Raw genomic sequence first — 19,388 nt, forward strand, 5'->3', positions numbered from 1 at the left:
CTGGTAGCCATGGCTGCCTTCAGTCACATTGCCTGTCGCGGGACTCGGGAGGCAATTATGGGCAACGCCTGGTGGAATTTGACGTTGCGCTTCCTGCTGGAGCTTGCCGCCTTGCTTGGCCTCGGCTTGTCGGGCTGGGGTCTCTCCGATGGATTGTGGCGGTGGCTCCTGGCCCTGGCCTTGCCGCTCATTGCGGCTGCCTTGTGGGGGACCTTCGCCGTGCTCGACGATCCCAGCCGGTCGGGCCGCGCCCCGGTGCCCGTACCGGGTGCGGTGCGTCTGGCTCTGGAGCTCGTCATCCTGTTCGGCGGCGCGGCTGGGTTCTATCTGACAGGCCGCATGACCACAGGCATCGTCATGGCTCTGCTTATCGTCATCAGCTACGCATTCTCGCTCGATCGCCTCAGCTGGTTGTTGAAGCAATAGTTCGCCCTACCGGCGTCGCCTTTCGCGAGTCGCTCCCTCCAACGACCAGCCGCAAGAAACGAACTGCGCAGGTATCGGGTGTCGCGGGTAGGTGTGGCCTGCGATCAAGGGACCTCGTTGCCGGCACCAGTCGGCCAGACAGGACCGACAGAAGGACGACAGCCATGCTCGCACTCGCCAACAAGATCGCCATCGTCACCGGCGCCAGTTCCGGCATCGGCCGCGCCACCGCGAAACTCTTCGCCGAGGAAGGCGCCAAGGTCATCGTCGCCGCCCGCCGCCAGGCCGAGCTCGATGCGCTGGCGGCCGAGATAGCCGACGCCGACGGCACGGCCGTCGCCCTTGCCGGCAATGTCCGCGACGAAGCCTATGCGAAAGCCCTTGTCGATCTGGCGGTCGAAAAATTCGGTGGGCTAGACATCGCCTTCAACAACGCCGGCGCCGTCGGCCAGATGGGGCCGATTTCGGAACTGTCGCTGGATGGATGGCGCGAGACGCTCGACACCAACCTCACCAGCGCGTTTCTCGGCGCGAAATATCAGGTGCCGGCGATGATCGAGCGCGGCGGTGGTTCGCTGATCTTCACTTCCACCTTCGTCGGCAACACCGTCGGCATGCCCGGCATGACCAGCTATGCCGCGAGCAAGGCCGGGCTGATCGGGCTGACGCAGGTGCTGGCCGCCGAATATGGCCCAAAGGGCGTGCGGGTCAACGCGCTGCTACCCGGCGGCACCGACACTCCGGCCGCGACCTTCAAGACCCCTGAATCGCGGGCTTTCGTCGAAAACCTGCATGCGTTGAAGCGTGTCGCGACACCGGAAGAGATCGCCCGTTCGGCCCTTTACCTTGCCTCCGACGCATCGAGCTTCACCACGGGAGCCGCGCTGTTTGCCGATGGCGGCGTGTCGATCAACCGGACGTGAAGGCTTTTCCCCGCCAGGATGCATGTTCATTGTCGCAAGGTGGACGGCCGGTCTTGCTTTTTCCGTGCGATTTGGCGATGCCGTTTCCTGTCGAAACGGGTGTTTTGCCAATACAGGTCCTGGAACCATGATGCTGATCAGAACCTACGTGGCTGCGAGTGCAATCGAAGGCGTCGGCGTGTTCGCCGCCGAGCCGATCAAGAAGGGCGCCTCGATCTGGCGGCTCGATCCGGATTTCGACCGATTGATTCCGATGGAAAAATACGAGGCAGCCCCCTCGCATCTGAGGGAATTGCTCGACCGCTATGCCTATCCAAGCCCGGACCGTCCCGGCTTCATGGTCTATGAGGTCGACAATGGGCGTTTCATGAATCACGCCGAACGGCCGAATACGGATTTTTCGCAGTATGGCGGCGCCATCGCCACCCGCGACATCGCGGCCGGGGAGGAGATCACGTGCGACTATGGTGAGTTCTTCGAGGATTTCGAGCGGCTTCACCTCGCTACGGCGTAGTCGGCTCCCGATCCAGCGGCAAACCGGCTGCGGTTTGCCGCTGATGTTCATTTCGGCTGTGGACAGCGCGGCCTGATTCTGCTATCAGCCGCCACAATTCGTGGTGTAGATCGCCGCGGAGGCTTGTGGCTATGGCCGCTTGCCTGTTGATATCAAACCCGAAAGACAGGATTGCCCGTGCAGGTACTCGTCCGCGACAATAACGTTGATCAGGCGCTTCGCGCGCTCAAGAAGAAGATGCAGCGCGAAGGCATTTTCCGCGAAATGAAGATGCGCGGCCATTACGAGAAGCCTTCCGAGAAGCGTGCCCGTGAAAAGGCCGAAGCCGTGCGCCGCGCCCGCAAGCTGGCCCGCAAGCGCGCACAGCGCGAAGGCCTGCTGCCGATGACGCCGCGTCCGGTTGCTGCTGGCGCCGCCGGCGGTGCAGGTGGTGCTCCGCGCCCGCCGCGGTTCTAACGCCAATTTTTCGTCCTTTTCGAAGGATACCAGAGGTGGCGCGATGCGGAATCGCCGCCACCTTTTTGTTTAGGGCGACATGCGTCCACTTGAACGCTCAAAAGACGCTCTAACGCTTTACGACAATTTTGACCCGGCCCGGAGGGGGGACCCGGACCCGAGTGACGCGACTGAAGTGAGGACAGGGCAGACATGAACGCAATCAGCGTGGAGCGCAGAACCCCATTGCGCGGCTTTGCCCTGACGGCAGCCCTGCTTTCCGGGTTGGCGCTGGCCGGCTGCCAGACGGCGGGCCCTACAGGCGAATTCAACAACATCGACAAGGCGCAAGGCTCGAGCGAGAACATCTCCTCGCTGTCGGCGGTGATTCAGCGCAATCCCAAGGATCCCGAAGGCTACAATGTGCGCGGCTCCGCTTATGGCCGTGGCGGCCAGTACCAGGCGGCGCTCCAGGATTTCAACACCGCCATCCAGCTCAACCCGAATTTCTACCAGGCCTACTCGAACCGTGCGCTCATTCAGCGCTTCCTCGGCAATCAGAAGGCCGCGCTCGACGACTACAACCGTTCGATCCAGATCAATAGCAATTATGACGCCGCCTATATCGGCCGCGGCAATCTCTACCGCAAGGCGGGTCGCACCCAGGATGCCTTCAACGACTTCCAGAAGGCAATCCAGCTCGACACCACCGATGCGCGCGCTTACCACAATCGCGGCCTGATCTATCAGAGCCAGGGCCAGCACAAATTCGCCATCGAGGATTTCTCGACCGCCATCTCGCTAGCGCCGGACGCCGCCGAGCCCTACAACGGCCGCGGCCTTTCCTATCTGGCCACCAACGACGAAGACAACGCCTTTGCCGACTTCAACATGGCGATCAAGCTCGACGGCAAGAACGCCGAGGCCTGGGCCAATCAGGCGCTGATCTACGAGCGGCGCGGCGACAAGGTCAGGGCGGGGAAATCCTACCGCGAAGCCGTGCATCTTGATCCGACCTACCAGCCGGCCAAGGATGGCCTCGCCCGCGTCAGCGGTGCGACTTAGGCGCCAATCAAAGCGCTGCCCGTTGTGCGCCCGAACTAGCGCGCGACTCTCGAAAACCCATCAATCCGGCAACCGCGCATTAACCCCGGCGGCAAGGTGTTGGCGCGTGCCTTGTTCGCGCCAAGTTTTCAGGGGAACGGTCTGGCCACCCAAGCCGTTATTCCAAGCAATTTGCGAAAGGACCCTCCCATGATCAAGAAACTCGCCTGCGCCGCGGCCCTCGCCACGACGGTGTTCGCCGCCGCCCCTGCCAGCGCCGGCAAGCTGCAGCTCGGAACGCTCGACTGCACCATTGATGGCGGCACCTCTTACATCGTCGCTTCCAACAAGGGCGTGTCCTGTGTCTTCCGCCCCTACCACCACGGACCGTCGGAGATTTACACCGGCGTCATCTCCAAGATCGGCGTCGATGTCGGCCAGACGCATCAGGGCCAGCTCGTCTGGGCCGTGCTGGCGGCAACGCGCGAACGTGATGCGGGCGATCTCGCCGGCAGCTATTATGGTGTCAATGCCGAGGCCAGCGTGGTGACAGGCGGTGGCGCCAATCTGCTGGTCGGTGGCTTCAACAGCGCCTTCATGCTGGAGCCGCTCAGCGTGCAAGCACAGACCGGCGTCAACCTCGCCGTCGCCGTGACCTCGCTGGAGCTGATCCACTCGCTCAAGTGATTGCATGGAGCCATGCGCTCCCACGACCCCTCTATTTACGGCGCGGAACCAGATAGGATGGTTCCGCGCCGTTTGATTCTTGGAGCGACACCCGGAAAAGAGTGAAACGGTTTTCCCGGGAAAAGCGCGTGGCGCTTTCCCTAGGGAATTGCGTCAAAACAAAGAGATAGAGCGGTTCCGAACCGCTGGGGGGACCGCATGCCAAAGACAGCCATCGCTGCTGCCATATTCGCCACCACGCTTGCCGGAGCGGCGCATGCGCAGGACAAAGGCATCGAACTCGGCGTGCTGGATTGCGCCATCGGCGGCGGCACCGGGTTCATCTTTGGCTCGAGCAAGGATTTAAGCTGCACCTTCAACCCCGCCGACAAGACCTTTGCACCGGAAGCCTATTTCGGCGCCGTCAACAAATACGGCCTCGACATCGGCACCACGAAGCAGACGGTGATGCAGTGGATCGTGCTGACACCGCTGAAGAACATCTACGCGCCGGGCGCGCTGGCCGGCGACTATGTCGGCGCCAGCGCCGAGGTAACGGCCGCCGTCGGCGCCGGCGCCAATCTCCTGGTCGGCGGCTCCTCGCAGGCCTTCACCCTGCAGCCACTCAGCCTGCAGACGCAGACCGGCATCAACCTCGCTATCGGCGTCAGTCAGTTCCAGTTGCGCAGCACCGAGAATTGATCGCCCGGTCGCCTGCCGAAAAAATCTCGAAAATTTCGCTTGAGCTCAACCCCGGTTGAGGTTTTACAAACCTGCCCCGACTGGAGCGGCGCCCTCGACGCGGCGCGCGATGCACGCTCCCGCCTGCGCATGGTCCTGCCGGAAACCCATACTGGCTTCTGGCGCCATGCGCTGGCATCGAGATATGGAAGGCAGGGGGGACATGACCGGAATCAGCACAAACAGGGTCGACTGGCGCGCTTTGTGGGCAAGCGGCGACCTGGCGCGTTTCTGCTTCATCAGCCTCGGCATCCTGCTGCACGCCACCAACGAGACGATGGTAGCGACGGTGATGCCGGCCATGGTCGGCGAACTGGCCGGCGTCCAGCTCGTCGGCTGGTCTCTAGCCATCTATGAGCTCGGCGCCATCGTTGCCGGCGCCGCGGCCGGACGGCTGGTGAGCTATGTGGCGCTGCGCACCAACGTGGTGGTCGCCGCCCTCCTCTATGCCACCGGGGCGCTGATCTGCGCCACCTCGCCTTCCATGCAATTGTTCCTTGCCGGCCGCCTGATCGAGGGGCTTGGCGGCGGCGCGTTGGTGTCGCTGGCCTTCGTCTCGGTCGAACGGCTGTTCTCGCGCGCCATCTGGCCGCAGCTTTTCGGCATCATGTCGGCGATCTGGGGCGTCGCCGCCTTCAGCGGCCCGCTTCTCGGCGCGATCATGACCGAGCTTTTGTCATGGCGCTGGGCCTTTGGCATCTTCACCTTCGGCGGCACTGCGATGGCGCTGGCGAGCCTGATTGTCCTCAACACGCCCGAGGCCACCAGGCCGCAGGCGACCGCGGGCAAGGCGCCGCCCTTCCCATTCGCAGCACTTGGCTGCCTTGCCGTCGCCGTGGTGCTGATCGCCTCGGCAGGCGTTGACATCGCCCTGCTGCGCTCGTCGGTGCTGATGGCCCTCGGCCTCATCGGCCTGGTGCTGTTCTTCTACATCGACGCGCTGAAGCCGCGCTCCCGGCTTTTTCCGGCGCGGCTGTTCTCTTGGCGCACACCGGTCGGCGCCGGCATGACCATGGTCGCCGCCTTTTCGGTGGCGACCTGTTCCTTCGGCGTCTACGGGCCGCTGATCCTGACCAGCCTGCACAACATCCCGCTGCTCACCACCGGCTACATCATCGCCGCCGAATCGATCGCCTGGTCGATCCTGTCGATCCTCGTCGCCAATGCGCCACCGCACCGCGAGCGGTTGATCATCGTTGGCGGCGCGCTGATGATCGCGGCAGGCATCGCCGGCTTTGCCTATACGATACCGCTGGGCTCCATTCCGCTGATCCTGCTTTGCGCCCTGCTGCAGGGTGGCGGCTTCGGCATCGCCTGGCCGTTCCTGACGCGCGTCATCGTTGCCTCCGCCCCGGAGGACGAGCAGACCATCGCCTCGGCTGCGGTGCCGACCATGCAGCGCATCGGCTATGCCGTGGGCGCAGCTCTTGCCGGCATCGTCGCCAATGCCAGTGGCTTTTCGGAAGGACTGAACCATGACGCGGCCGCGAATGTCGCGGCCTGGCTGTTTCTTGCCTTCGTGCCGCTCGGCATTTTGGGCTGCCTCGCGGCCTTGCGGACATCGTCGACGGCAAACCGCCTGCAGGAGGCTGTTGGCTAAAGCAATTCCAGGAAAGTGTGATACCCGGGAAAAGCGCATTGGCGCTTTCCCTCAGGAAATTGCGTTAAACAGCAACATCTAGCGTCAAACGGCCTCTATTCGACCTCGCGCAGTCGATAGCCGACACCGGTCTCGGTGGTGATGTAGCGCGGCTGGTCGGGGGTCTTCTCGATCTTCTGCCTGAGCTGCCGGACATACACCCGAAGATACTGCACGTCGGTGGAATCGCCCCAGACCTGCTTCAAAAGGAAATGATGGGTCAGCACCTTGCCGGCGTGCTGCACCAGGATGCGAAGGATCTCGTATTCCTTCGGCGACAGCTTGACGTCCTTGCCTTCGACCTTGACGATGCGTTTGACCAGATCGACGGACAGGTCGCCGGTCTGGAACACCGGCTTTTCACCTTGCTGCTGCAACTTGTGGCGCAGCGCCACGCGGATGCGGGCAACCAGCTCATTCATCCCGAACGGCTTGGTGACGTAGTCGTCGGCGCCAAGTTCCAGAGCCTGGACGATGCCGGCCTCGTCGGTGCGGCTGGACAGGATGACCACCGGAATGTCGAGGCCGTCGTCGCGCCATTTGCGCAACAGCTCGTGGCCGCCCATGCCGGGCAGGCCGAGATCGAGTAGGACGAGATCCGGCTTCTCCGCATCCATCAGTTCGATCGCTGCCTTGGCGTTCGGCGCCTCGCTGATCGCGTAGCCCTGGCTGCCGAGCCCGACACGAAGCAGCTTGCGGATCGGCGGCTCGTCGTCGACAACCAATATCCTGACGTTCGAGTTTGTCATGCCAAGTCACCCACTTCGTTGTCGTCCGTATTGGCGGCATCGAGATCGGGCTGGTTCGCCGGCTTCGGCATCTTGATGGTGAAGACCGCGCCCGAACGGTCGGTTCGGTTTGCCGCCGTGATCGTGCCCCCCATCGCCTCGACGAAGCCGCGGCAGATTGACAGGCCGAGCCCGGTGCCGGCGCGGACTTGGTCGCGCTTGCGCACCCGGTAGAACGTATCGAAAATCCGTTCCAGGTCGCCGGAAGGGATGCCCGGCCCTTCGTCCATGACCTGCAGGATAACAGAACCATTGTCGGTCCAGCCCTGTATCCGGATCGTCGAGCCGGGCGGCGCGTATTTCGCCGCATTGTCGAGGAGATTGAACAGCGCCTGCTCGAACAGCACGGGGTCGACTTTCAACATCGGCAAATCGCTGGGGATGTCGATCTCGGTCTTGTGCTCAGCGATGATTTTCCTGGCCCTCTGCAGGGCGGAACCGACGATGTCTCCGACATAATGGAAAGCATAGTTCGGCTCCATCGCGCCGGACTCGATCTTGGTCATGTCGAGCAGATTGGCGATGAAGCGGTTCAACCGCTCGGATTCGTCGAGCACGGTCGTCAAGAGCTCCACCCGGTCCTGTTCGGGAAGTGCCGGTGCGAATTCCCTCAGCGTGCCGGCCGCGCCCATGATGGCGGCGAGCGGCGTCTTCAAATCATGCGAGATGGACGTGAGAAGTGCCGAGCGCAGCCTGTCCGCCTCGGCCGCGAGCTTGGCGCGGTCGACGTCGGCGACGAGCTGGATGCGCTCGATGGCGACCGCCGCCTGGTCGGCCAGTGCATCGAGCAGGCGCTGCTGCTCGGGCGTCAGCAACGGACCCTGCTTGTCGTTGTCGAGGCCGACGACGCCGATTGCCGTGCGCCCGGTGCGCAAGGGAAGATAGAGGCGCTTGGCGCCCGGAAGCGTATCGGCGCCGCGTCCCGCGGCACGGTCATGCTCCCAGGCCCAGCGGGCGGCTGCGATGTCGGCCTCGGCCAGCGTGTCGTCGGGCGGATAGCCGGCCTTGACGGTGATCGTTCCGTCTTCGGGCAGCAACAACACCACCCGCAGCTTCAGCATCGAGGCGATCTGGAAGGCGGTGGCCCAGAGAACATCGTCGAGCGTGCCGGCACCGGCGAGCTTCTTTGAAAAGAGGTAGATGTCCTCGGTGGCTCGCGCCCGCGAGCGGGCGGCGATCGCCTGGCGCTGCACGCGCACCGTCAGATTGCTGGCAATGACGGCGACAACCAGGAAGACGCCGAGCGCAACGATGCTCTCCGGATCCCGGATCGTCAGTGTGTAGCGCGGCTCCAGGAAAAAATAGTTGAACGCAAGCGCGCTGGCGAGACAGGCATAGAGAGCCGGCCACAATCCGCCGGTCACCGCCGATGCCAGCACCCCGACGAGAAAGATGATGGCGAGGTTGCGAACGTCCAGGAACTGGTCGAGAAGGACGGCGAAGGCGAGCGAGCCCATGACATAGGCCGTGGCCTTGAGATAGGGCCATATCTGGAACTGCCACTGCTCGTCCGCCGCCCTGACGTTCCTCGACGTCGCCTCGGTGTTGCGTTCGTTTCCCGAAATGACATGGACGCTGATGTCACCGGCATTGCGGATGAGATCGTAGGTGAGCGAGCCCTCGATCAATTCGCGCCAGCGCGACCGGGTCGGCCTGCCGACCACGATATGGGTGAAATTGTTCGCCGTCGCATAACGCACGATGTCCTGCGCCAAGTTCTGACCCGGAATGGTCGTCACCTCGGCACCAAGCTGTTGGGCGAGGCGCAGGTTCGTGGCGAGCCGGTCCTTGTCCTCCTCGGGCATGCTGGCCGAGCGAGGGCTGTCGACATGCAGCGCCGTCCACGGTGCGCGAAGCCGGTCGGCCAGCCTGCGTGCATAGCGGACGCGGGCCGAGCCTCCCTGGCGCGCGTCGAGACAGACGAGGACCCTTTCGCCTGCAGCCCACGGCCCGGGAATGGCATGCGCCTGCATATGGATCAGCAACTGGTCGTCGACGCGCTGGGCGGTGCGGCGCAGCGCCAATTCCCTCAGCGCCGTCAGATTGCCGGGCGAGAAATAGTTCTCGATGGCGCGCTGGGCAGTGTTGGGGAAATAGACCTTGCCTTCCTCGAGCCGCTTGATCAGGTCGTCGGGGGTGAGATCGATGATCTCGACATCGTCGGCCTGGTCGATGATGGAATCGGGAACCGTCTCGCGGACCCTGACCTTGGTGATCTGGGCGACGACATCGTTCAGGCTTTCGACGTGCTGGATGTTGAGCGTCGTGTAGACGTCGATGCCTCGCGTCAGGATTTCCTGGACGTCGAGGTAGCGCTTGGGGTGGCGGCTGCCAGGCGCGTTGGTGTGGGCGAGTTCGTCGACGAGAACCAACGCCGGACGCCGGGCGAGGATGGCGTCGATATCCATCTCGTCGAGGACGCGCCCCTTGTAGTCGACCTTGCGGCGGGGAATGACCTCATAGCCCTCGACCAGGGCCAGTGTTTCCTTGCGGCCATGCGTCTCGACGACGCCGATCACCACGTCGACGCCGTCGGCCAGCCTGGCGCGGCCAGACATCAGCATCTCGTAGGTCTTGCCGACGCCGGGTGCCGCACCCAGGAATATTCTCAGGCGGCCGCGTTCCTCCCGCTCGGCATGATCGAGCAGCGCGTCGGGAGAAGGTCTGGTTTCGTTGCGGCTGTCGTCCGGCATCAGCATCGATCATGGATGGCGCCGGGGGTAGTGTCGATCCCCGGCACCCACCATTCACTATTTCGCGGCGTCCAGCGCAAGGTTGAGACCGAGCACGTTGACCACCGGTTCTCCCATGAAGCCGAGTTCCCTGCCCTCGACCTGGCTGTCGACAAGCGCCTTGACCTTGGCCTCATCGACGCCCCTGGCCTTGGCCACCCGGGCCACCTGGAAGTAGGCCGCTTCCGGGCTGATGTGCGGATCGAGGCCGCTGCCGGACGTCGTCACCAGGTCCATCGGTACGGGCTGATTCGGATTCTCCGCTTTCAGCTTTTCGGCATCGCCCTTGATGCGGTCGATCAGCTTGGGGTTGGTCGGGCCGAGGTTGCTGCCGCTGGAGGCAGCGGCGTTGTAGCCGTCGCCTGCTGCCGAAGGGCGGCCATGGAAGTACTTGTCGCTGACAAAGGCCTGGCCGATCCGTTCGGAGCCGACGACCTTGCCGTCCTTTTCGATCAGGCTGCCATTGGCCTGGCGCGGGAACAGCGCCTGGGCGATGCCGGTCATGCCGATCGGATAGATGAGGCCGGTCAGCACCGTGAAGAAGACGATCATGGTGATCGCGGGTCTTATCTGGGTGAGCATGGACGTATTCCTTAAGCGAGGCCGAGGGCGGTTACGATCATGTCGATCGCCTTGATGCCGACGAAGGGGACGATGATGCCGCCGAGGCCGTAGACGAGCAGGTTGCGGCTGAGCAGCGCGCCGGCGCCGATGGCACGATATTTGACGCCTTTCAGCGACAGCGGGATCAGCGCGATGATGATCAGCGCGTTGAAGATGATGGCCGACAGGATAGCGCTTTGCGGCGTCGCCAGATGCATGATGTTGAGCGCCTGCAGCGGGCCGGTCGTTTGCCCCGGCGCGACGTAGAACACGGCGAACATCGCCGGGATGATGGCGAAGTACTTGGCGACGTCGTTGGCGATCGAGAAGGTGGTCAGCGACCCGCGCGTCATCAGCAGCGCCTTGCCGATCTCGACGATCTCGATCAGCTTGGTCGGATCGCTGTCGAGGTCGACCATGTTGCCGGCCTCGCGCGCGGCGACCGTGCCGGTGTTCATGGCGACGCCGACATCGGCCTGGGCAAGGGCCGGCGCGTCGTTGGTGCCGTCGCCGCACATGGCGACAAGCTTGCCCTTGGCCTGCTCGTCGCGGATCAACTTCAGCTTGTCCTCGGGCGTCGCCTGGGCGAGGAAGTCGTCGACGCCGGCTTCCGCGGCGATGGCCGCCGCCGTCATCGGGTTGTCACCGGTGATCATCACCGTGCGGATGCCCATCTTGCGCAGTTCGGCGAAGCGCTCCCGGATGCCGCCCTTGACGATATCCTTGAGATGCACGACGCCCAGCAGGCGCCCGTCACGCTCGACCGCCAGCGGCGTGCCGCCCGACTTGGCGATCTCGTCGGCGATCGCCTGGAGGTCCCTGACGGTATCGCTGCCGGGCCGTGTGGCGTGGGCTGCGACCGTCGACTGGCTGACATGGGCGAGCACGGAATCGACCGCGCCCTTGCGCACCGAGGAGCCGTCGATATCGACGCCGCTCATCCGGGTCTGTGCGGTGAAGGGCACGAAGGTGGCGTGCAGCGTTGCCATGTCGCGGGCGCGGATGGCGTATTTCTCCTTGGCCAGCACGACGATCGAACGGCCTTCCGGCGTTTCATCGGCAAGCGACGCGAGCTGGGCGGCGTCGGCCAGTTCCTGTTCGGTGACGCCCTTGACCGGGCGAAACTCGGTCGCCTGGCGGTTGCCGAGCGTGATGGTGCCGGTCTTGTCGAGCAGCAGCGTGTCGACGTCGCCGGCGGCCTCGACGGCGCGTCCGGACATCGCCAGCACGTTGAAGCGCACCAGGCGGTCCATGCCAGCGATGCCGATGGCCGACAGCAGGGCGCCGATGGTGGTCGGGATCAGGGTGACGAACAGCGCGACCAGCACGGTTACCGAGATGTAGCCACCCGAATACGAAGCGAAGCTCGGGATCGTCGCCGTCGCCAGCACGAAGATCAGCGTCATGCCGACGAGCAGGATGTTGAGCGCGATCTCGTTCGGCGTCTTCTGGCGCTCTGCGCCTTCGACCAGCGAGATCATGCGGTCGAGGAAGGTATGGCCCGATGCCGCGGTGATGCGCACGCGGATCCAGTCGGACAGCACCTGTGTGCCGCCGGTGACCGCCGAACGGTCGCCGCCAGATTCGCGGATGACTGGCGCGGATTCGCCTGTTATCGCCGCTTCGTTGACGGAAGCGACGCCTTCGATCACTTCGCCGTCCGACGGGATGATGTCACCGGCCTCGACCAGCACGGCATCGCCGACCTTGAGGCTGGTACCGGGCACCAGTTTGTATTTCGTGCGGTCTTCGCCGGTCAAAAGCTTGGCCTGGGTTTCGGTGCGCGCCTTGCGCAGCGAATCCGCCTGGGCCTTGCCGCGGCCTTCGGCGACAGCTTCGGCGAAATTGGCGAACAGCACGGTGAACCACAGCCAGATGATGATCTGCAGCGTGAAGCTGAAATCGCCACCGCCGGTGATCAGATCCCTGACGAACAGCACGGTCGTAAGCGCCGAAACGACGGCGACGACGAACATCACCGGATTTCTGATCAGGGTGCGCGGGTTCAATTTCTTGAAGGCCCCGCCGATAGCGGGCAAGAGGATGCTAGCATCCATGATGCTCGCGGATTTTGAGTGGCTCATTTTGGAGCTCCGGCTTCGCTGTTGTTGGATGGCACCGATCGATCGGATGCCGAAAAGGGCGGCCCATAGACCAGCAGCCAGATCACGATCATGACCGCCGCAATGCCCAGGAACGTGGATACGCTCGGGAAGGGAGGGGGAGTTGCCTCCCCCTCATTGTCGGCCTTGGGCCGAGCCTTGCGACGCGTGGTGTTGAACCAGGACATGACTTCTATCCAAGACGGGGCGGCATCAGAATGTCTGCCCATGGATCATTGCCAGGTGTTCGACGATCGGCCCGATCGCCAGTGCCGGGAAGAAGGTCAGGCCGACGACGATCAGGATGACGCCGACCAGCAGGCCGACGAACAGCGGGCCATCGGTCGGGAACGTGCCCGCCGAGGCCGGGACCGTCTTCTTGGCCACCAGCGAGCCGGCAATGGCCAGCGCCGGAATGATGACCAGGAAACGTCCCATCAGCATGGTGATGCCGAGCGTGATGTTGTACCAGGGCGTGTTGCCGCTGAGGCCGCCAAAGGCCGAGCCGTTGTTCGCTGCCGCCGAGGTATAGGCGTAGAGTATCTCGGAGAAGCCATGCGGCCCGCCATTGGCGATGGATGCCACAGCGCTCGGCAGGACCACGGCGATGGCCGTGAAGACCAGCATCGCCAGCGGCAGGCAGAGGATGGCCAGCATCGCCATCTTGACTTCCTTGGCTTCGATCTTCTTGCCGAGATATTCGGGCGTTCGGCCAACCATCAGTCCGGCAACGAAGACGGCGACGACGATGAACATCAGGATTCCATAGAAGCCGGCGCCGACGCCGCCGACGATGACTTCGCCGAGCTGCATGTTGATCATCGGGATGAAGCCGCCGAGCGCCGTGAAGCTGTCGTGCATGGCGTTGACCGCGCCGCAGGATGCGGCGGTGGTGACGACCGCAAACAGGGCCGACATGGCGATGCCGAAGCGCGTCTCCTTGCCCTCCATGTTGCCGCCATCGATGCCAAGCGCGTGCACCAGCGGATTGCCGCCAGCTTCCGCCCAGTAGCAGACGGCGACACCGGCGATGAACAGGGTGCCCATCGTGGCCAGGATCGCCCAGCCCTGGCGTTGGTTGCCGACCATGCGGCCGAAGACGTTGGTCAAGGCAGCACCGAGTGCGAAGATCGTCACCATCTGGATCAGGTTGGAGATCGCGTCGGGATTTTCGAACGGATGCGCGGCATTGGCATTGAAGAAACCGCCGCCATTGGTGCCGAGCATCTTGATGGCCACCTGCGAGGCGACCGGACCGACCGCGATCGTCTGCTGGGCGCCTTCAAGCGTGGTGGCGTTGACGTATGGGCCGAGCGTCTGCGGCATGCCGAGATAGACGTAGACAAGGGTCAGGACGATGCAGAGCGGCAACAGCACATAGAGGGTGCAGCGGGTCATATCGACCCAGAAATTGCCGATGGACTTGGCCGAGGCACGGGCGAAACCACGGATCAGCGCGACCGCGATGGCGATGCCGACCGCCGCCGACAGGAAGTTCTGCACGGTGAGGCCGGCCATCTGCACGAGGTAGGACATCGTGCTCTCGCCACCATAGTTCTGCCAGTTGGTGTTGCTCACGAAGCTGACGGCGGTGTTGAAGGCGAGGTTGGGTTCGACAGCGGTCATGCCGGCGGGATTGTAAGGCAGCACGCCTTGCAGCCGCTGCAGAACGTAAAGCACCAGGAAGCTGGCAACGCTGAAGAGCATGATGCCTGCCGCATAGGCGGTCCAGTGTTGCTCCTCGCGTTCACTGGTGCCGGCGATGCGATAGAGCCCGCGTTCAATCGGGCCTAGAACCGGCGAAAGAAATGTCCGGTCGCCGTTGAAGACGCGGTACATGTAGCCGCCGAGCGGCTTCACCAGCAAAACGACGATCCCGCAGTAGACGAGGATCTGTAGCCATCCGTTGAGTGTCATGGTTGTAGCTTTCCGGACCTTGCGTCTATTGCCGTCAGAAGCGTTCTGGACGAACGAGGGCGTATGTCAGGTAGACGAGCAGGAACAGCGTCACGCTGCCACCGAGAATATAGTCGACGAGCATTTCGCGGTCCTCGCGTTAGAGAATGTCACAGGCTTTGATGTAGGCGAAGGACAGGGCAAAAAACAAAATCCCGATCCCGAGAACGACGATGTCCATTGTGCTTGTTCCTTGCTTCCGATCTTCTACTTTCGACCGTAGCGCCTGCCACAGGCAGGTCGGCGATTGCGTAAACAGGTCGGCGATTGCGTAAAAAGCGGCCCGCCATACTTCAGGTGTGACGGCGCCAACTTTTGCTCAAGGCGGAATATGGACCCGATCGCCATAAAGGTTCGAGACGGGGCGGGAAGGAAAGAAATAGGAATCTTATAAAGGTTTTTCGCCCGGCTCATGGCCGGCCCCGGGCCAACAAATTTGGGTCGCTGGGGACGTCATTGCCGCGCCGAGCGGAACAAAACTTCCAATGCGAGATTGTCGACCTGAGGGCTCACCACAGGAGATGACCATGGCAAAGCAGAAAATGCTCGACGATCTGTTTCACGACACCCTGAAGGACATCTATTTCGCCGAGAAGAAGATCCTGGCGACGCTGCCGAAAATGGCCAAGGCCGCGCAAAGCGCCGACCTGAAAGCGGCCTTCGAAAAGCACCGCACCGAGACCGAGGGCCATGTCGCAAGGCTGGAGAAGGTCTTCGGCGTCATCGGCAAGAAGCCGGTCGGCAAGACGTGTTCGGCCATCATGGGCATCACCGAAGAAGGCGCCGAGATCATGGAGGAATACAAGGAATCTCCGGCGCTCGACGCCGGCCTCCTCGCCGCAGCGCAAGCGGTCGAACACTACGAGATTTCGCGCTATGGCACGCTGAGGACCTGGGCCGGCGAACTCGGCCTGAACGACGCGGTGACACTTCTCGAAGCCACGCTGAAGGAGGAGAAGGCCACCGACGAAGCCTTGACGCAGATCGCGGAGACGGCTGTGAACGTTGCAGCCGAAGCGGCGTAACCTGAAAAACTCATGATCGGTGAGCCGCGCCAGGAACGAGCTAGCGCGGTTCCCGCATCATGCTGAGATAGGTCGGGTCGAACTCGGCTATTTCCTGCAGCCGGTGCCAGTCGAGAATGGTCACCGTGTGGTTCGCCCAGTTGACGACGCCGACCTTGCGCAAGGCGCCGATAACGCGGTTCATATGCACAACCGAGAGGCCAAGCACGTCGGCCAGTTCGGCCTGTGAAAGCGGCAGATGAAAGCTCATGTCGTTGGTGCGTTGCACCACCTGCAAGCGCACGAAAAGTTCACAGACGAGATGGGCCAGATGCGAGGTCTTGGAGCGGCGTCCCATCGCCACGATCCACTCGCGGTGAATGGCGCCATCAACCAGCGTGTCCAGCCACAACAGCCGGGTCAGATGCGGTGCCTCCTCGGTGATGGCACGCAGCCGGCTGTGATCGGCGAACATGACATGACAAGGCGACAGGGCAACGATGCCGTGATCCATAGTCTTCAGCAGGAAAGCGTGGAGATCGACGAAGTCGCCAGGCACCTGCAATGAGGTGAACTGTCGGCCGCCATTCTCCAGCACCTTGTAGCGTGCCGCCAGGCCGTCGAGGATCAAAGTCGAGTAAGTCGGCCGCGATCCCGAGGCGACAATGTCCTGTCCGGTCGCAAAATGCCTTTCGAAGGTCATGGCACCGGCCAGCAACGCTTTCTCGCCGTCGGAGAGCGCGTCGTGTTGGCCAAGGTTCAGATAAAGGGATTCAAGCACCGCTATCTCCAGCGAAGGGGCTCAGAGCCGATCGCCAATTCGTTTGGCGCAAGCATGGGGCGGCTGCGGAAGCACTAGGTCTTCGGACGGGGCCAGGCATTAACATTTGTTAGAGTGCACTTATTCACCGGCAAACGCCACCTCAGGTGGAACAACAGTTCGGTCCGTGAATTGTCGGTTGAATCTCTCGCGCACGTCATCACCTGGAGGTCCAGCGCATTATGCCCAGATACTACCTCGACCTCTACAATGGTGATGGTTTGACGGTCGACGATGACGGGCAGGTGTTCGAAACGCGCGAACGCCTGCGGCGAGAGGCGATTCGCATATTGCCCGACATCGTCCGCGACGAGATGATCGAGAACGATCGCACGGTCATTACCGTGAAAGTGCGGGACGAGAGCGGGCGCCATGTCTTCGAAGCATCGCTGGTCGTCTCGTCGGGGTGGTGTGACTGAAAGCCTCGGCCCAGGGCTCGGACCGAAAGATTCCACTGGCCATCATTTGTAATCGTCACCGCCGCCGCACCGCTGCACCATGCGGAAGACTGATTGAGGTGACAACGGTTCCGAAACCGACGTCCCAGCAGCGGAAGGACCGGCATATGAATCGCGCGAAAGTCGATACGGAGCGCGACGAACGCGCCAAGCGTGAGTCGCTGATAGTGACCGCCGCCGAGCGAGCGGCGCGAGAGGAAAAGACGGCCAGGCTGAGAGCTCTGCGCCTTGCCGTGCAGTCGGCGGACGAGCCGGCATCGGCAGGCCCCAAGCCGCCACGGCGACGCGCACGTTCGACGCAATGATCGTCGCGCAAGGTACACAGCCCGCATCTGTGATTTCCTGCGGCTCCTGAAAAAGCGAAAGCCCGGCTGGGTCGAGCCGGGCTTCCTGCGATGGCTGGTGTAGATTAGCCACCACGATGGGAGGTCGCGTCAGGCGGCGTAACCGCCATAACCACGGGCAACTGCGTGCACACCCGCGGTCGGCTCGAGATCCGGCCACAGGATGCCGGAAGCCTGGGCAAATTCGACCAGCGCACGGCGCGCCTGCTCGATGGTCACATAACCCGGAACCGCGAGATCACATGCCTTCATCGCGTTGCGATAAAGCGGGCCGCGGCGGGAAGTCGTCCAATCGGTCAGGAAATCGTGCATTTCGGCCAGCGAGGCAATCTCGCGCTTGAAGCCAAGGCCGACGGTCAGTGCCACCGGTGAATGAAACAGCTTGTCGTGCATGAAACGGGCTCCTGATTTATCGCAGCGCCAGGAGAGATATCCGGGCTGGTCCACGAACGGGACGCGGTGAAACGCGCCGCGCGGCAGGAGGTTCCAGGCCGAGCGCTTTTATATGAAGGCGGCGATCATCCTTTGATCGCGATGCCCGCACGAGCGCTATGAGCGATCGGCGGATTGTCGTGTGAGGCTGGCAGGCATCCGCCAGGACCTTGCTTCACTCGCGACTGGAGCCTCGCGCGTCTCACGCTGCCTCGACAGGTGAAGAACGGTCGCAAGCCTGTTTCCCAGCGAGACGCCCGGCTTTTCAATAACAAGGTGCGCGACCAGCGCCATGAGGAGCAGAAGCACCATCGCCATCACGATCACAAGCCAATACTGGGTGTCGTTGTCCAAGGCGAAGGTCCGCACAGGCGCGATGGAAAATATCGCGACGAAGGCAAGCCCCTGCAAGAGAAAGATGCCATAGCTGATCTCGCCCAGTCGCACTGAACGGTTGGCAGTCAGAAGGCCAAAGAAATCGGCGCCCGAGACGATCAGGAAGAAGGCACCGGTGCACAGCAGCATCGGTCCCGGCGCGTAAGCAACCCTATAGGTGGCAAAAACATACACCAGCAGCGCCAAGACGATGGCGGACAGCACGTGCCGGTGCACCTTCACCAGCAGGGCGTTTGCTTCAAGCGTCGCGCACAACATGCCGCCGGCGAAAAGTCCCAGGTAGCTGTAGGCGCCGCTGCCTCCACTCATTGACATGAGGATGGAAAAAGCCAGCAGAACGGCCGGCAATCCCATGCGGGTAACGGCGTGCCGGCTGAATATGGCTGCGATCGGCAGGCTGAAATAGAACAGCCATTCATAGGGCAAGGTCCAGGTTACGCAGGCCAAGACGCAGACGCGGGCACTCGAAAGCGGGATATAGCCAAAGACACCAAACAGCAGATTGAAAAATGCCCGCTCGTAGGTTGCGAAGGTCGAATAATCGATCCGGCCGTCAACGACCTCCAAGGCCATCGCCACGCCGACGGCCAAAATGTAGAGCGGCCCGATCCTGAAAGCCCGCTTGAGCAACAGGGTCGGAAAATCCACTGAGCCCTTTGCCGACAGCAGTTTCCCCCAGAACAGATAGGCGGAGATGACGAAGAAAAAGGACACCCCCATTTGTCCCAACAGGCCGTAGAAAGCGGAGGGCGGATACTTCCATGCGCCGGTAGTCAGGAATTCATGGTAGATGACGGCGTGGTGGAGTGCGACGGCGAGCGCCAGATAGCCTCGCATTCCGTCGATCGCCCGGACCCTGGCCGCGGTCGCTTCGAAGCCGACCCGCTGAAACAGCGGCAAGCCTGCTAGCGGCCAAACCAGCGCGACGACCACGAAGGCGGGCCAGAGATCATAAAGTCCAATCACGATTGCTCCGAGCCTATGCGCACAGCCTGCTGAGTCCCTGTTGGACTATGCAACCTTGCCCAGCGCCGGCACAAGCGTTCGCCACGATCCGCGTGATGCTTCCCGCTGCGCCTAGCCGAACAATCGCTGACTTGCCTGACCGAAGCCATCGAGCGCAACGACAACCGGGATCGGGAATTCTGGAGGCGTTGGCCGATTGCGCTTGACGTGTGGCCCCTATCGCCGCACGAGCGCGTTTGCTTCAGCCAATGTGGCCAGCACTTGCTCGACTTTCTGCGCCGAGGCGTCCGTGCGCTCGATGTGCCGCATCACCTGCTGCGTCAGCATCGCAAGCCTTGCGGCGCGATATACGTCGCCGTTTCTCGCGGTTTCAAGGTTGAAGGTCGCGATCATCATGGC

At 62.8% G+C, this 19,388-nt stretch carries 22 protein-coding genes; 11 read left to right on the forward strand and 11 right to left on the reverse strand.

Features of this window, described 5'->3' with window-relative positions; translation table 11 throughout:
- The first annotated feature begins 57 nt into the window (after window positions 1-57).
- The 8 genes from CGZ66_RS13460 to CGZ66_RS13495 all read left to right on the forward strand — a co-directional run bounded on the left by CGZ66_RS13460 (window position 58) and on the right by CGZ66_RS13495 (window position 6,349).
- Complete coding sequence (locus CGZ66_RS13460) at window positions 58-426, forward strand: DUF2568 domain-containing protein (RefSeq protein WP_095084631.1); 369 nt, start codon at window positions 58-60, stop codon at window positions 424-426.
- Between the two features lie 164 nt (window positions 427-590).
- The gene (locus tag CGZ66_RS13465; protein WP_095084632.1) at window positions 591-1,349 is read left to right on the forward strand and encodes an SDR family oxidoreductase; all 759 of its coding nucleotides are present in this window, start codon (window positions 591-593) and stop codon (window positions 1,347-1,349) included.
- Between the two features lie 127 nt (window positions 1,350-1,476).
- Window positions 1,477-1,863: an SET domain-containing protein gene (locus tag CGZ66_RS13470; protein WP_095084633.1), complete on the forward strand. Its 387-nt coding sequence runs from the start codon at window positions 1,477-1,479 to the stop codon at window positions 1,861-1,863.
- Window positions 1,864-2,040: 177 nt separating this feature from the next.
- Entirely contained in the window at window positions 2,041-2,319 is a 279-nt protein-coding gene (rpsU, locus tag CGZ66_RS13475) for a 30S ribosomal protein S21 (RefSeq protein ID WP_023810129.1), read from the forward strand.
- Between the two features lie 192 nt (window positions 2,320-2,511).
- Complete coding sequence (locus CGZ66_RS13480; RefSeq protein ID WP_095084634.1) at window positions 2,512-3,363, forward strand: tetratricopeptide repeat protein; 852 nt, start codon at window positions 2,512-2,514, stop codon at window positions 3,361-3,363.
- Window positions 3,364-3,552: 189 nt separating this feature from the next.
- Window positions 3,553-4,029, forward strand: coding sequence for a DUF992 domain-containing protein (locus CGZ66_RS13485; RefSeq protein ID WP_095084635.1), 477 nt, complete (start codon window positions 3,553-3,555; stop codon window positions 4,027-4,029).
- A gap of 198 nt (window positions 4,030-4,227) precedes the next feature.
- On the forward strand, window positions 4,228-4,710 hold the full coding sequence (locus CGZ66_RS13490; RefSeq protein ID WP_095084636.1) for a DUF992 domain-containing protein: 483 nt from the start codon (window positions 4,228-4,230) through the stop codon (window positions 4,708-4,710).
- A 202-nt stretch (window positions 4,711-4,912) separates the two neighbouring features.
- On the forward strand, window positions 4,913-6,349 hold the full coding sequence (locus CGZ66_RS13495; protein WP_095084989.1) for an MFS transporter: 1,437 nt from the start codon (window positions 4,913-4,915) through the stop codon (window positions 6,347-6,349).
- Window positions 6,350-6,444: 95 nt separating this feature from the next.
- Here the strand turns inward: CGZ66_RS13495 and CGZ66_RS13500 are convergent, their stop codons facing one another.
- The 7 genes from CGZ66_RS13500 to CGZ66_RS13530 are packed head-to-tail and all read right to left on the reverse strand — an operon-like array spanning window position 6,445 to window position 14,654.
- Window positions 6,445-7,137, reverse strand: coding sequence for a response regulator transcription factor (locus CGZ66_RS13500; protein WP_095084637.1), 693 nt, complete (start codon window positions 7,135-7,137; stop codon window positions 6,445-6,447).
- Window positions 7,134-9,869 (reverse strand): sensor histidine kinase, encoded by a 2,736-nt coding sequence (locus CGZ66_RS13505; RefSeq protein WP_095084990.1) that lies wholly within the window; start codon window positions 9,867-9,869, stop codon window positions 7,134-7,136. The genes CGZ66_RS13500 and CGZ66_RS13505 overlap by 4 nt, the downstream gene beginning before the upstream one ends.
- A 57-nt stretch (window positions 9,870-9,926) precedes the next feature.
- Complete coding sequence (gene kdpC / locus CGZ66_RS13510; protein ID WP_095084638.1) at window positions 9,927-10,490, reverse strand: potassium-transporting ATPase subunit KdpC; 564 nt, start codon at window positions 10,488-10,490, stop codon at window positions 9,927-9,929.
- An 11-nt stretch (window positions 10,491-10,501) separates the two neighbouring features.
- Entirely contained in the window at window positions 10,502-12,595 is a 2,094-nt protein-coding gene (gene kdpB / locus CGZ66_RS13515; RefSeq protein ID WP_095084639.1) for a potassium-transporting ATPase subunit KdpB, read from the reverse strand.
- Window positions 12,592-12,801, reverse strand: coding sequence for a hypothetical protein (locus tag CGZ66_RS13520; protein ID WP_095084640.1), 210 nt, complete (start codon window positions 12,799-12,801; stop codon window positions 12,592-12,594). Before CGZ66_RS13520 ends, kdpB begins: the two co-directional genes overlap by 4 nt.
- Window positions 12,802-12,826: 25 nt before the next feature.
- On the reverse strand, window positions 12,827-14,530 hold the full coding sequence (gene kdpA, locus CGZ66_RS13525) for a potassium-transporting ATPase subunit KdpA (protein WP_095084641.1): 1,704 nt from the start codon (window positions 14,528-14,530) through the stop codon (window positions 12,827-12,829).
- A 34-nt stretch (window positions 14,531-14,564) separates the two neighbouring features.
- Window positions 14,565-14,654: a K(+)-transporting ATPase subunit F gene (locus CGZ66_RS13530; RefSeq protein WP_095084642.1), complete on the reverse strand. Its 90-nt coding sequence runs from the start codon at window positions 14,652-14,654 to the stop codon at window positions 14,565-14,567.
- Between the two features lie 442 nt (window positions 14,655-15,096).
- Here CGZ66_RS13530 and CGZ66_RS13535 point away from each other — a divergent pair, with 442 nt between their 5' ends.
- The gene (locus CGZ66_RS13535; RefSeq protein ID WP_167392102.1) at window positions 15,097-15,594 is read left to right on the forward strand and encodes a YciE/YciF ferroxidase family protein; all 498 of its coding nucleotides are present in this window, start codon (window positions 15,097-15,099) and stop codon (window positions 15,592-15,594) included.
- 40 nt (window positions 15,595-15,634) lie between these two features.
- Here CGZ66_RS13535 and CGZ66_RS13540 read toward each other — a convergent pair whose 3' ends face one another.
- Window positions 15,635-16,354 (reverse strand): Crp/Fnr family transcriptional regulator, encoded by a 720-nt coding sequence (locus CGZ66_RS13540; protein ID WP_095084644.1) that lies wholly within the window; start codon window positions 16,352-16,354, stop codon window positions 15,635-15,637.
- Window positions 16,355-16,575: 221 nt separating this feature from the next.
- On the opposite strand from CGZ66_RS13540, the gene CGZ66_RS13545 reads away from it, so the two are divergent.
- The gene (locus tag CGZ66_RS13545) at window positions 16,576-16,812 is read left to right on the forward strand and encodes a DUF6894 family protein (protein ID WP_095084645.1); all 237 of its coding nucleotides are present in this window, start codon (window positions 16,576-16,578) and stop codon (window positions 16,810-16,812) included.
- A gap of 146 nt (window positions 16,813-16,958) precedes the next feature.
- A complete protein-coding gene (locus tag CGZ66_RS13550; RefSeq protein WP_095084646.1) occupies window positions 16,959-17,156 on the forward strand; it encodes a hypothetical protein in 198 nt (65 codons plus the stop codon).
- A gap of 129 nt (window positions 17,157-17,285) precedes the next feature.
- Here CGZ66_RS13550 and CGZ66_RS13555 read toward each other — a convergent pair whose 3' ends face one another.
- The 3 genes from CGZ66_RS13555 to CGZ66_RS13565 form a co-directional block, all read right to left on the reverse strand.
- Window positions 17,286-17,588, reverse strand: coding sequence for a DUF982 domain-containing protein (locus CGZ66_RS13555; RefSeq protein WP_095084647.1), 303 nt, complete (start codon window positions 17,586-17,588; stop codon window positions 17,286-17,288).
- A gap of 156 nt (window positions 17,589-17,744) precedes the next feature.
- A complete protein-coding gene (locus CGZ66_RS13560; RefSeq protein WP_245331092.1) occupies window positions 17,745-18,956 on the reverse strand; it encodes an acyltransferase family protein in 1,212 nt (403 codons plus the stop codon).
- 249 nt (window positions 18,957-19,205) lie between these two features.
- A complete protein-coding gene (locus CGZ66_RS13565; protein WP_095084649.1) occupies window positions 19,206-19,385 on the reverse strand; it encodes a hypothetical protein in 180 nt (59 codons plus the stop codon).
- Window positions 19,386-19,388 lie beyond the last annotated feature (3 nt).

It is taken from the genome of Mesorhizobium sophorae (genome assembly GCF_002270415.1).
Lineage (GTDB): Bacteria > Pseudomonadota > Alphaproteobacteria > Rhizobiales > Rhizobiaceae > Mesorhizobium > Mesorhizobium sophorae.